Genomic DNA, 13010 nt, shown 5'->3' with positions numbered 1-13010 from the left:
TGACCAATCCGGGGCTTGAAATGCCCCGGTGTGGCCCCATTTTTCCCTCACAGATTAATTCCGTGCATGAAGCAAGTGCGGATGCGTTGCCGAAACACGCTGTGAATACGTCCCTGTACGCTCGGCTCCGCCATCCATGGCTCCGCACGGTTTCGGCAACGCATCCGCACTCGCTTCCCAGAACTGTGAGTTACCTTAGGCAGGAGATAAAAACGCCATGACGGTAGAAGCAAACAAAGAGACGTTGGGTTTTCAGACGGAAGTTAAGCAACTGCTTAACCTGATGATCCATTCCCTTTATTCGAACAAGGAAATCTTCCTTCGTGAGCTGATTTCCAACGCTTCGGATGCCGAGGACAAGCTGCGCTTTGCCGCCCTGAAGGACGACAAACTGTACGAGGGCGATTCCGAGCTGAAAATCCGCCTGGATTACGACAAGGACGCCGGTACCGTCACCCTTACCGATAACGGGATCGGCATGAGCCGGGACGATGTCATCTCCAACCTGGGCACCATTGCCAGGTCCGGTACCGCGGAGTTCCTCAAGCAGCTGTCCGGCGACGAGAAGAAGGACAGTAAGCTGATCGGTCAGTTTGGTGTCGGTTTTTACTCCGCGTTCATCGTGGCGGACAAGGTAGACGTGTTTACCCGCCGTGCCGGTGCGCCGGCCGAAGAGGGCGTGCATTGGGAATCCAAGGGCGACGGCGAGTTTTCCATCGAGCAGGTGAACCGCGAGCAGCGCGGGACCCAGATCGTCCTGCACCTGAAAACCGACGCCAAGGAGTTTGCCGACGGCTGGAAACTGCGCAGCCTGGTGAAGAAGTACTCCGACCACATTTCCTTCCCGGTGGTGATGAAATCCGAATCCGAGGAAGAGGACAAGAAGGGCGAGGACGAGACCGTCAACGACGCTACCGCCCTGTGGACTCTGCCACGTACCGAGATCAAGGACGAGGAATACAAGGAGTTCTACAAGCACATCGCCCACGATTTCGAGGATCCTCTGACCTGGTCCCACAACAAGGTCGAGGGCAAGCTGGATTACACAAGCCTGCTGTATATCCCCAAGCGTGCTCCGTTTGACCTGTACAACCGGGAAGCGCCCCGTGGCCTGAAGCTGTATGTCCAGCGCGTATTCATTATGGACGACGCCGAGCAGTTCCTGCCGCTGTACCTGCGCTTCACCAAGGGTGTGATCGATTCCAACGATCTGTCCCTGAACGTCTCCCGGGAGATTCTGCAGAACGACAGCACCGTTGACAGCATCCGCACCGCCATGACCAAGCGGGTACTGGATATGCTCTCCAAGCTGGCCAAGAAGCAGCCGGAGGACTACCAGGCATTCTGGAACGAGTTTGGTACCGTTCTGAAAGAAGGCCCGGCCGAGGACTTCAGCAACCGCGAGAAGATTGCCGGTCTGTTGCGCTTTGCCACCACCCATACCGGTGAAGCTGCCCAGAACGTCTCCCTCGACGAGTACATCGAGCGGATGAAAGATGGCCAGAAGAAGATCTTCTACATCACCGGTGACAACTTCGCCGCCGCCAAGAGCAGCCCGCACCTGGAAGTATTCCGGAAGAAGGGCATCGAGGTGCTGATCCTGTCTGACCGCATCGACGAGTGGATGATGGGTTACCTCAGCGAGTACGACGGCAAGCAGTTCCAGGACGTCGCCCGCGGTGACCTGGACCTGGGTGAAGTCGAGACCGAAGAGGACAAGAAGCACAAGGAAGAGGCAGCCGAGGAGCACAAGGATCTGGTGGAGCGCATCAAGAAGGCCCTGGACGACCGGGTTCAGGAAGTGCGGGTGACCAACCGACTGACCGATTCTCCCGCGTGCCTGGTGGTCGGTGAGTTCGACATGGGCGCCCAGATGAAGAAGATCATGGAAGCCGCCGGCCAGAAAGTGCCGGAGAGCAAACCCATCTTCGAAATCAACGTGGACCACCCGCTGGTCCAGCGCCTGGAGACCGAGAAGGGCGAAGAGCGCTTCAACGAACTCTCCGCCGTCCTGTTCGACCAGGCCACCCTGGCCAGCGGCGAGCAGCTGAAGGACCCCGGCGCGTATGTGAGCCGGCTGAACCGGCTGTTGCTGGAGCTGGCTAACTGAGGGGGAAGGCCGTAAACACACCGGGGTCAGATGAAAGCTTTCATCTGACCCCTTTTTCATTCCACCCAAGCTCGGTCTGAAACTCGGGGTCAGAAGAACGCTTTCTTCAGACCCCATGTCATCACTCATAAACAAAAACTCTCAAAAATTTATTTTTTATTAATTGTTCCTTCCTCGGTCCCCCGCGCTAAGGTGAAATCGTTCTCGTTAACGCAGGAGCAGTCCGATGTCATCCGAGAAGAGTCTTCCTTCCGTATTGTGGTCAGGCGCTCTCGCTATTCTGACGGACTATTTCGGGAACTATGCCATCGCCCAATAGGGCCACAGGCAAGGTCTCGGGACGGGTCGACGGCGTAACGGGAAAAGCTATAGGGAGTTGCTATTAACGCGGTAGGAAACATTCAAGCAGCACAATGTGAATGAACTATATTGAGTGGTGTTTCCATCACTAAATTGCTCGTTTGCCAATGCAGCAAGACAGGAGAGTACGATGACAGACAATAATACTGGCGGTAAGTGCCCGGTCATGCACGGAAGCAGTACAGCCCATGCGCAGGACAACACCAATTGGTGGCCTGAGTCCCTGAACCTGGACATCCTGCACCAGCACGATCGCAAGACGAACCCGATGGGGGAAGACTTCGATTACCGTGAAGAAGTCAGAAAGCTCGACTACGAAGCTCTCGAAAAGGACATGCACGAGCTGATGACCAGCAGCCAGGACTGGTGGCCGGCGGACTGGGGCCACTACGGTGGTCTGATGATCCGGCTGGCATGGCACGCTGCCGGCACATACCGTCTGGCTGACGGCCGCGGTGGTGGTGGTACTGGCAACCAGCGTTTTGCGCCCCTCAACTCCTGGCCCGATAACGGCAACCTCGACAAAGCCCGCCGGCTGTTGTGGCCCCTGAAGAAGAAGTATGGCAACAAGGTGAGCTGGGCCGATCTCTTCATCCTGGCCGGCAACATTGCCTACGAGTCCATGGGCTTCAAGACCTTCGGCTTCTCCTACGGCCGTGAGGACATCTGGCACCCGGAAAAAGACATCTACTGGGGTGCTGAGAAAGAGTGGCTGGCGCCGTCCGACAGCCGCTATGAGAACGTCGACAAGCCCGACACCATGGAAAACCCGCTGGCCGCCGTACAGATGGGTCTGATCTATGTGAACCCGGAAGGTGTGAACGGCCAGTCTGATCCGATCAAGAGCGGTGACCAGGTTCTTGAAACCTTTGCCCGCATGGCCATGGATGCCGAAGAAACAGCAGCCCTGACCGCCGGTGGTCACACTGTTGGTAAAACCCACGGTAACGGTGATGCCGAAGCCCTTGGTCCCGAGCCTGAAGGTGCAGATGTGCACGAGCAGGGTCTTGGCTGGCACAACCCGAACATGGGTGGCAAGGCAGCCAATGCCATCACATCAGGCATCGAAGGTGCCTGGACCACCAACCCGACCCAATTCGATATGGGCTACTTCGAGTTGCTGTTCGGTTATGAGTGGGAACTGAAGAAGAGCCCTGCCGGCGCCAACCAGTGGGAGCCGATCGACATCAAGGAAGAGCACAAGCCGGTGGATGCGACGGATCCATCCAAGCGCCATAACCCGATCATGACTGATGCGGATATGGCCATGAAGATGCATCCGACGTTCCGGCCGATCTGCGAAAAATTCATGAAGGACCCGGAGTACTTCAAGGATTGCTTCGCCCGCGCCTGGTTCAAGCTGACTCACCGGGATATGGGTCCGAAGTCCCGTTACATCGGCCCGGACGTACCCGCTGAAGACCTGATCTGGCAGGATCCGATTCCCCAGGGCGAGACCAACTACATCGAGGAAGTCGTCAAGGAGAAGATCGAAGAAGCCGGCCTGAGCCTCAACGAGCTGGTCTGCACCGCGTGGGACAGCGCCCGTACCTACCGCGGTTCCGACATGCGCGGTGGTGCCAACGGTGCCCGTATCCGCCTGGCTCCGCAGAAGGACTGGGAAGGTAACGAGCCGGATCGTCTGGCCAAGGTGCTTAAGGTCTACGAGCAGATCTCTGCTGACACCGGCGCCAGCGTCGCAGACGTGATCGTGCTCGGCGGTAACCTGGGCATCGAGAAAGCCGCGAAAGCTGCCGGCCATGACGTCCACGTACCCTTCCTGAAGGGCCGTGGCGATGCAACCGACGAGATGACCGATGCCGAGTCCTTCGAGCCGCTCGAGCCGCTGGCCGATGGCTTCCGCAACTGGCAGAAGAAGGACTACGTGGTCAAGCCGGAAGAGATGCTTCTGGACCGCGCCCAGCTGATGGGCCTGACCGCGCCGGAAATGACCGTTCTTCTCGGTGGTATGCGGGTGCTGGGCACCAACCACGGTGGCACCAAGCACGGTGTGTTCACGGACCGCGTTGGTCAGTTGACCAACGACTTCTTCGTGAACCTCACTGACATGGCAAACCGTTGGGAGCCCACTGGCAAGAACTCGTACAACATCGTGGATCGCAAGAGTGGCAACACCAAGTTCACCGCGACCCGTGTTGATCTCGTGTTCGGTTCCAACTCCATCCTGCGTTCCTACGCCGAGGTATATGCCCAGGACGACAACGAGGAGAAGTTCGTCAAGGACTTCGTTGACGCCTGGACCAAGGTCATGAACAACGACCGCTTCGACGTGAAGAAGTAAACCAGCAGTACCCGGCCGGGCATCCTGTTTCGGGATGCCCGGCTACCAACTTCCCCCCGAATTCCTTACAATCCGCTCCGCCTGATTTTTGATCAGCCATAACCTATACCTCTCTTGGTCAAACCGCTGGAGCCTCCATGCGAATCATCCTTGCCCCGATGGAAGGGCTGGTCGATGCACCTATTCGTGAAACCCTGACCAAAGTCGGCGGGATTGACCGGTGCGTGACCGAATTCATTCGCGTGACCCACGGCATGCTGCCGCCCCGGATTTTTTACAAATATGCTCCGGAACTGCATCAAGACTGCGCGACCGAGGTGGGCACACCGGTGGCTGTGCAGCTGCTGGGATCAGATCCCGAGCAGATGGGCCGCCACGGCCTGAAAGCGGCCGAGCTGGGCGCGACCCAGGTGGATATCAACTTCGGCTGCCCGGCCAAGACCGTGAACAAGCACAAGGGTGGTTGTGTGCTGATGCGCGAGCCGGAGCTGATGCACGAAATCACCGCCGCCGTACGCAAAGCAGTGCCGGCAGAAATCCCCGTGACCGCCAAGATGCGCCTGGGCTATGACGACCGGTCCATGGGCGTCGCCTGTGGGCAGGCCCTGGAAGCCGCCGGTGCGTCCGAGATCGTGATTCACGCCCGCAGCAAGGTGGACGGATACAAACCGCCTGCCTACTGGGAGGAGATTGCCCGGGTGCGGGAAGCGGTCAAAGCCCATGTGATTGCCAACGGTGAGGTATGGACCGTCGAGGACTACTGGCGTTGCCGAAAAGTGTCCGGCTGTGAAGACGTCATGATCGGCCGAGGGTTGATTGCCCGTCCGGATCTGGCCGCTCAGATCAAGGCCTCCCAGCGTGGCGACACCTTCACACCGATGACCTGGCTGGAAGCCGTGGCACTGGTGCGGGAATACGCCGCCGCGCTGCAGACCCGCCTTGAGGACCGGTACGTGACCGGTCGCATCAAGCAATGGCTGAATTTCCTGCGCCAGGGCTTTGCCGAGGCAGAGTACCTGTGGCCGCAAGCCCGCAAGATCCGTGAGGTGGCCCCGATGCTGGCGTGCCTGGAGCAGTCCTTGCCTTCGGGTGCCCTGAAAGAGCAGGCGGCCTGACAGCTCTCGTTTCACACCTTTCAATCCCGGAAAGCCCCTTTCGAGGGGCTTTTTTGCGTCCCCCGGATTCGCCTGCGGGTCTACACTGGTACGAACAGGCAGTTTGACCGTACTAACACAGACCAATAACAAAGAACGGGATAGGAGACGCCATCTCATGAATAACGGGTTAGTCAGGCGGGCCTTGGTGGGCATCGCCGCAAGTGCAGGTCTGTTCGTGGCGGGAGCCGGGTTGGCACAGGCCCAGGACGACGGGCAGGTGAAGGTAACGCCTCTGGGAAGTCATGACGGCGAGTTCTGTGTGGTGGACCGCGCCATGGTGTTCGAGGACCCCAATGGCACGCGCATTCTCTATGATGCCGGCCGCACCGTGGCCGGAGCCGACGATCCACGGCTCGGTGACATCGACGTGGTGCTGGTGTCGCACATGCACGGTGACCACGTGGGTGATCGCCGCATCGAGGCGGTGAACCGGGGCGCGTGCGGCTCACCGGAGTTTCCGGTAGTTACCCTGCCTCAGTCCAATACCGTGGATATCGCCGTCGCGAAGCAGGCCACCATCGTCACCGGTAGTGAAATGCCGGCGTTCTTTGCCGCCAAGCTCGAAGCCGCCGGTGCGGACAAATCGAAATCCCAGCTGGTTCGCTTCGGTGCCAGTAAAGACGTGGGCGGTGTGAAGATCACAACCGTGCCTGCCGTGCACAGTAACGGCGTGTCGCCATCCTTCCTGACCGGGCCGCTGGCCGAATACCTGAAAGCCGCCGGTGTGTCTGCGAGTGTCGGACCGCCCACAGGCTATGTGCTGACCTTCTCCAACGGGCTGGTGGTGTATCTGTCCGGTGATACCGGCATTACTGCCGAGCAGAAAATGGTGGTGGCCGACCACTACGGTGCCGAACTGGTGGTGATGAACATCGGGGACACCTTCACCACCGGCCCGACTGAGGCTGCCTACGTCATCAATGATCTGATCAAACCCAGGGCCGTGATTCCGTCCCACGCCAATGAACCGGCCACCGAAGGGGGCAAGGTGAAAGAGGGCACCCGCACGGCAGCCTTCCGTGATGCCGTGAATGTGCCCGTACACATCCCGCTCAGTGGCCGGACCATGGCGTTCAATGGCAACGGCAAATGCGTGGATATCTGCGACTAGGCAAGGGCCTCAGTCTTCGTTCTCCATCTCCGGAGAGTAATCGCCGGAGCGGGCCAGGCCATTGAGCCTGGCCCGCTTGTGCAGGGCGGCCTGGGCTTTGTCGGCATTGGCCAGGTCACCCGCCCACGCCTGCTGGGCCGGCTCCTGCAGCGCACGCCCGTAGGAGAAGCTCAGCTCCCACGGATGGTAACCCATGCTGTTGATGGCATTGAGATTGACGGTGGCCTCCGCCGGCGTCTGGCCGCCTGACAGGAAGAAGATCCCCGGCACTGCCGCGGGTACCGCGCGCCGGAAAATCATCAGTGTGTGTTCCGCTACCTGTTCCGGGCTGGCCGAAGGTGATTCCTTGCCCGGGGTCACCATGCTGGGCTTCAGTACTATGGTTTCCAGATCCACATGGTGCCGGTACAGCGCCTTGAACACCTCCCGGAGTACCGCTTCGCTGACTTCCCCGGCCCGCTCGATGCTATGGTGGCCGTCGATCAGTACTTCCGGCTCGACAATCGGCACGATGCCCATGGACTGGCACACCGCCGCGTAGCGGGCCAGCACCTCGGCATTGGCCTTGACCGCCTGCCGTGAGGGCAGGGTATCGGAGATGTGGAACACATCCCGCCACTTGGCGAACCGGGCGCCCAGCTTCTTGTACTCCTCCAGGCGGGACTCCAGGCCATCCAGGCCATAGGTGATCTCATCTCCCGGCGCGTTGACCAGCGGGCCCTTGCCCTTGTCCACCTTGATGCCCGGAACAATGCCCTGGCTGGCCAGTAGCTTAGGCATGGCCACGTCCTCCAGGCTCAGCTGCTCCAGGGTTTCCTCATACAGGATGACGCCGCTGATGTATTTGCCCAGATCCGGGGTGGAGAAGATGATGCTCCGGTACTCCCGGCGCTTTCCTTCCGTGGATTCCACGCCCACGGCCTTGAAACGCTTGGCGATGGTGGGTGTACTCTCATCGGCGGCCAGGATGCCTTTGCCGGGCTGGACCAGATCCGCGATGGTTGCGGTCAACTCTTCCTGAATACTCATTGGGTTCTCCTTTACCGGCAACACCGGTGTACTGTGGGATGTTTCGGGTAATTGTAGACCCTGTACGAAGGGCGCAAATTTGACCTACGCTAAGACATACCGAATCAGTCTGGATTAGGCTAGTTACACCAGCTACAGGAAGGATGAAAAACCGCTATGAAAACGGTTGTGAGTGTGAGCCAGGGATCGTCCGAATACGATTACGAGATGGAAACCGAATTCCTTGGGCAGAAGTTCCGGGTGATCCGTATCGGCACGGACGGCGACATCGAAAAGGCCGAATCCGTCCTGGAGTCCGTGCACCCCCAGGCGGATGCCATCGGCCTAAGCATGATTCACGACCATTACCAGGTGGGCAGGGAACAACTGGAGCATCCGGAAACCGCCAGACTGGAAGCCTGCGTGCCCGACAAACCGGTCACCACGGGCGCCGGCTTGCGCGGCATCCTGCAGGAATGGGCCGTTCGCCACACCCAGACTGAACTGGGGCATTTTTTCGACAATGCCCGGGTGCTCTTCCTGAACGGCCAGGCCGGCTACCGGATTGCCAGGTCCCTGTCCGAACACACCGATAACCTGCAATTCGCGGATCCTTACCTGGATTTCGGAGTGCCCCGGGTTCTGACCTCCCTCGGCCAGCTTGAGACCTACACCCGCCTCACCGCGCCGCTGATGTTCCGGCCGATGGCGGTCAAAGCCATTAACGCCTTGCACCAGAGCCCGTTGTACCGCCTGGGTGAGAACCTGGTGGCCGGCTCCCTGCACAGTGCAGTCCGGGACTCCCATGTGATCGTGGGTGCGATCGGTGACCTTGAGTCTTTCACCGAGAAGGAGCTGGACGGCAAAACCATCATCACCTCTCGGGTTACCGACTCGGTGCTGGACTGGATGCGCTCCCGGCGCGTGGCCATGGTGGTGGACTACAGCCCTTGGCTGGAGGGCCGTCCCATCGGAGTGAACGTGATGGAAGCCATGATCAGCGCCGCGTTGTCCCGTACACCTGAGCAACTGGGCGCGGACGACTTCCTGGATGTCATCCAGAGCCTGGGCATTGAACCGCGGATCCTGTACCCGAACGGCTACCGGCGGGTAAACCGGTTTGCCTTCGTGATTCACCCGTTGTCCCAGCAGTACCTGACCAAGACCCCGCCACTGGACTGGGTGGCCAGTGTGTCGCCGCCGAAAGTGATGGATCTGGTGGAGAAGGCGATTGCCTACACACCGCCGTTCGTCTACTCAAAGGTTTCCGGCATCCGCTCACCCACGGGCGATGAGGTGGAAGGCTGGCTCATCACCGTGGGCGGCACGCCCCGGGAAATCATGGCCCATGGCCCGGAATTCACCTACAGCCGGTTGCTGGCGGCTGCCAAGCTGGCCAAGAAACTGGGCGCCCAGATCATGGGGCTCGGCGCGTTCACCAAGGTGGTAGGGGATGCGGGCATCACGGTGGCCAAGCGGGCGCCATTACCGATCACCACGGGTAACAGCTACAGTGCCTCAGGAGCCCTCTGGGCCGCCCATGACGCTGCAAAGAAAGTGGGCCGTGTCCATGTCGGTGAAAGTGGCAAAATGGCCGGCAAGGCGATGGTGGTGGGCGCCACGGGGGCCATTGGCTCGGTCTGTGCCCGACTGTTAGCCAAGGCGGTGGATGAAATCTACATGGTGGCTCCCGAGGCTGCGAAACTGCTCGCCCTCAAGGAAAGCATTGAACTGGAAACCCCGGGCGCGGTGGTTCATGTTGCCGCCACCACCAACCGGGATCTGGCGGATATGGACATGATCGTGACCGCCACCTCCGGCGCCGGCAAACGCATCCTGGACATCATGAAAGTGAAGCCCGGTTGCGTGATCACCGACGTTGCCCGGCCCCTGGATATTCCGGCGGAAGACGTGGCTAAACGTCCGGATGTGCTGGTGATCGAATCCGGGGAAATCCAGCTGCCGGGGAACCCGAAGATGAAAGACATCGGGCTGCCCAAAGGCATCGCCTATGCCTGCCTGGCGGAGACCATCGTGCTGGCCCTGGAAGGGCGTTTCGAGAATTTCACCCTTGGCCGGAACATCGAGTGGGAGAAGGTACGGGAAATCTACAAACTCGGCTTGAAGCACGGCATGGAGCTGGCCTCCATCTCGGGTGTGAACGGGGTCTTTACCGAGGAAGATTTCGAGCGGGTGCGTACCCTGGCGGCAAAAGCAACAGAGCCCGCGTAGGCGGGCTCCGGGTTCAGCTGATTCCGTTGGCGCGGAAGTGCTCCACGTAGGCCTTGTCCACTTTCAGGATGTGGTGGGTCAGCCAGTCCTTTAACAGTTCCAGGGTTTCCTCACCGGCTGAGTCACCGTTCTCATGGCGCTCGATCAGGTTCATGATCTGGCCGGTGAATTTGTTGTGCTCGGCCTTGTGGGCGTCCGTTTCCGGGTAGCCCAGGCGCAGGAACAGGTCCTCCTCCACGATGAAGTGGTTCATGGTGTAATCCATGAGCGATTCGAGAATCTCGCTGGTTTTCTCCTGGTCCGCGCCTCCCTCGAGTGCGTCATGCAGCTGGTTGGTCAGATCCACCAGCCACTTGTGTTGCTCATCAATCTCTCCGATTCCGACTTCAAGCTCTTTACTCCACGGCCAGAATGTCATCGGTATCTCCCCTGTATTTCTGTTTATAGTTATGTGTTCAAGGACATCCTATGAACAGGCATTCATCGGGATATTGACTGACGTCAAGGAAGACTGGCGGTGCTGGCCCGAACAGTGGTCAGGATAAGAAGATTTGCAATATCCGGACAGGGCGGGTGCTCAGGCAGCCGCCCTCCGGGAGGCTTCACGGGCCAGCAGGGCGCGCTTGCGATCGACACCCCAGCGATAGCCACTCAGGTTGCCGTCGCTGCGCACCACGCGGTGGCAGGGAATGACGACCGCAAGTCGGTTCGCTGCGCAGGCTCCGGCAACCGCCCGGATTGCTTTCGGGCGGCCGACTTTTGCCGCGAGTTCGGTGTAGCTGACGGTTTCACCCGCCGGGATGGCGCGAAGCGCTTCCCACACCGTTTTCTGGAAAACGGTGCCCTCGATGCACAGGGGCAGATCGAGCCCGGACTGCGGCCCGTCGATAAATCGGACCACTTTCGGCAACATGCCACCGAGGTTGTCGGTGGCTTGCTCCAGCGTGGTATCCGGGAAGCGGGACTGCAGCGCAGAACGCAGCGAATCGGGGTCATCGCCCAGCTCGATGCAGCAGAGGCCCTTGTCGTTGGCGCCGGCAAGGACCCAGCCAAGGCTGCAGTGGTCAATTGCGTAACGGATCACGGGGCACCTCCTTCAATCAGGTGGAAGGATCCAGTACTCCAGCGTACCTCACGCCACTGAGCAGCGCCATATCCCGATTCCAGGTGGAAAGGTCGTCAATGGAGAACTTGCCCAGGCTGTCGTGGCCGCAGGCTCGGGCCATCACCTGCATCAGGCCAACCGAGCCCTGCAGGAAGTTCTTCAGCTGATGGGCGGACTTGTCCACGTCCAGGCGCTGGCGCAGGTCCTTTTTCTGGGTGGCAATACCGGCCGGGCAGTTGTTGGTGTTGCAGATGCGCGCGGCGACACAACCGATGGACTGCATGGCGCTGTTGGCAATGGCGATGCCGTCTGCGCCCAGGGCCAGGGCCTTCACGAAATCCATGGGCATCCGCAGGCCGCCGGTCACAATCAGGGTGACCCGACCGCTGGCACCGTGGTTATCCAGGTAACGACGGGCGCGAGCCAGAGCAGGAATAGTCGGAACACTGATGTGGTCCCGGAAAATCTCCGGTGCCGCGCCGGTGCCGCCACCACGGCCATCCAGGATGATGTAATCGGCGCCCGCGTCGAGGGCGAACTGGATATCCCGTTCGATATGATTGGCGCTGAGTTTGAAGCCCACCGGAATCCCACCGGTGATCTCCCGGACCCGTTCGGCGAAATCCCGGAAATCCGCCACGGAACTCAGATCTTCAAAGGTGGGCGGTGACACGGCCGGTTCGCCCTCGGGAATGCCCCGCACCTCGGAGATCCGGCCGGTGTTCTTGTTGCCGGGCAGGTGGCCGCCGGTGCCGGTCTTGGCGCCCTGGCCGCCCTTGAAGTGGAAACTCTGGACCTTCTTGAGCAGGTCTTCCTCATAGCCGAATTTGGCACTGGCCAGCTCGTAGAAATAGCGGGAGTTCTCCTGCTGCTCCTCCGGCAACATGCCGCCTTCGCCGGAACAGATACCGGTGCCGGCCAGTTCCGCACCCCGGGCCAGGGCAATCTTGGCTTCCTCGGACAGGGCGCCAAAGCTCATGTCCGAAACCAGCAGGGGCATCCTCAACGTCAATGGCTTCTTCGCTTCCGGACCCACCACCAGCTCGGTGGCGACCTCCGTATCTTCCATCAGCGGCTTGCTGGCCATCTGGGCCACCATGATCTGCAGGTCGTCCCAGTGTGGCAGGCTGTGCCGCGGCACTCCCATGGCGGTGACCGGACCATGGCTGCCCATGCTGTCCAGGCCTTCCCGGGCCAGCTGGTGGATAAACTCCACCGTGGGTTCCTCTTTGGTTGCCTTGGCCTTCGGGGCCTTGCCCTGATTCCCGGAGTCACCGGACTCCTCTGAATCATCGGAGCCTTCCGGTGCTTCCTTGCCCACCAGATCGTCACTGAACTGCTGGTGGGTGCCGTCACAATAGGGAGGGTTACCGGTCTGCTTGCACTGGCAGAGCACTGCCTCTTCGTTGTCTTCGGCGACGAATCGCTGGGGCTTGATGCCGGTCCCGGCGTGGGAGCCATCGCAGAATGGCTGGTTATCGGAGCGTCCGCAGGCGCAGAATAAATACTCCTCGCCTTTCTCCAGCTTGACCTTGGTGGGCTTGTTGTCGGCAATGACTGGCTTCCCCATGGTACAGGCTCCTGAACCGTTGAATGAGTAGAGGATACGCAGGTGTACGTTGTCC

The 13010-nt window shown here is 60.0% G+C and carries 9 protein-coding genes; 5 read left to right on the top strand and 4 right to left on the bottom strand.

The genetic code is table 11. The features are described from left to right. The first annotated feature begins 217 nt into the window (after positions 1–217). From htpG to BM254_RS10160, 4 genes are all read left to right on the top strand, one after another. Positions 218–2110, top strand: coding sequence for a molecular chaperone HtpG (gene htpG, locus BM254_RS10175; protein ID WP_092002699.1), 1893 nt, complete (start codon positions 218–220; stop codon positions 2108–2110). Between the two features lie 490 nt (positions 2111–2600). Continuing rightward, the gene (katG, locus tag BM254_RS10170; protein ID WP_092002696.1) at positions 2601–4772 is read left to right on the top strand and encodes a catalase/peroxidase HPI; all 2172 of its coding nucleotides are present in this window, start codon (positions 2601–2603) and stop codon (positions 4770–4772) included. A 137-nt stretch (positions 4773–4909) separates the two neighbouring features. Continuing rightward, entirely contained in the window at positions 4910–5887 is a 978-nt protein-coding gene (locus BM254_RS10165; protein ID WP_092002694.1) for a tRNA dihydrouridine synthase, read from the top strand. A 157-nt stretch (positions 5888–6044) separates the two neighbouring features. Next, on the top strand, positions 6045–7040 hold the full coding sequence (locus BM254_RS10160; protein ID WP_092002691.1) for an MBL fold metallo-hydrolase: 996 nt from the start codon (positions 6045–6047) through the stop codon (positions 7038–7040). A gap of 9 nt (positions 7041–7049) precedes the next feature. On the opposite strand, the gene BM254_RS10155 is transcribed toward BM254_RS10160, so the two are convergent. Further along, complete coding sequence (locus BM254_RS10155; RefSeq protein ID WP_092002689.1) at positions 7050–8069, bottom strand: class I fructose-bisphosphate aldolase; 1020 nt, start codon at positions 8067–8069, stop codon at positions 7050–7052. A gap of 156 nt (positions 8070–8225) precedes the next feature. Here BM254_RS10155 and BM254_RS10150 point away from each other — a divergent pair, with 156 nt between their 5' ends. After that, positions 8226–10280 (top strand): dehydrogenase, encoded by a 2055-nt coding sequence (locus tag BM254_RS10150; RefSeq protein ID WP_092002686.1) that lies wholly within the window; start codon positions 8226–8228, stop codon positions 10278–10280. Positions 10281–10293: 13 nt separating this feature from the next. Here the strand turns inward: BM254_RS10150 and BM254_RS10145 are convergent, their stop codons facing one another. From BM254_RS10145 to BM254_RS10135, 3 genes are all read right to left on the bottom strand, one after another. After that, the gene (locus tag BM254_RS10145; RefSeq protein ID WP_092002684.1) at positions 10294–10698 is read right to left on the bottom strand and encodes a bacteriohemerythrin; all 405 of its coding nucleotides are present in this window, start codon (positions 10696–10698) and stop codon (positions 10294–10296) included. Positions 10699–10857: 159 nt separating this feature from the next. Further along, positions 10858–11364: a methylated-DNA--[protein]-cysteine S-methyltransferase gene (locus BM254_RS10140; RefSeq protein ID WP_092002681.1), complete on the bottom strand. Its 507-nt coding sequence runs from the start codon at positions 11362–11364 to the stop codon at positions 10858–10860. Between the two features lie 16 nt (positions 11365–11380). Then, positions 11381–12955, bottom strand: coding sequence for a glutamate synthase-related protein (locus BM254_RS10135; protein WP_092002679.1), 1575 nt, complete (start codon positions 12953–12955; stop codon positions 11381–11383). Positions 12956–13010: the final 55 nt, after the last annotated feature.

The sequence above is a fragment of the Marinobacter pelagius genome, from assembly GCF_900114925.1.
In the GTDB taxonomy this organism is placed as follows: Bacteria; Pseudomonadota; Gammaproteobacteria; order Pseudomonadales; family Oleiphilaceae; genus Marinobacter; species Marinobacter pelagius.
Note: the sequence above shows the minus strand (reverse complement) of the source record. Positions and strands in the feature narration are given on the sequence as shown.

Coding starts and splice junctions, on each gene's coding strand:
- BM254_RS10160 (WP_092002691.1), top strand. CDS start 6,045: ATGAATAACGGGTTAGTCAGGCGGGCCTTGGTGGGCATCGCCGCAAGT.
- BM254_RS10150 (WP_092002686.1), top strand. CDS start 8,226: ATGAAAACGGTTGTGAGTGTGAGCCAGGGATCGTCCGAATACGATTAC.
- BM254_RS10155 (WP_092002689.1), bottom strand. CDS start 8,069: ATGAGTATTCAGGAAGAGTTGACCGCAACCATCGCGGATCTGGTCCAG.
- htpG (WP_092002699.1), top strand. CDS start 218: ATGACGGTAGAAGCAAACAAAGAGACGTTGGGTTTTCAGACGGAAGTT.
- BM254_RS10165 (WP_092002694.1), top strand. CDS start 4,910: ATGCGAATCATCCTTGCCCCGATGGAAGGGCTGGTCGATGCACCTATT.
- BM254_RS10135 (WP_092002679.1), bottom strand. CDS start 12,955: ATGGGGAAGCCAGTCATTGCCGACAACAAGCCCACCAAGGTCAAGCTG.
- BM254_RS10145 (WP_092002684.1), bottom strand. CDS start 10,698: ATGACATTCTGGCCGTGGAGTAAAGAGCTTGAAGTCGGAATCGGAGAG.
- katG (WP_092002696.1), top strand. CDS start 2,601: ATGACAGACAATAATACTGGCGGTAAGTGCCCGGTCATGCACGGAAGC.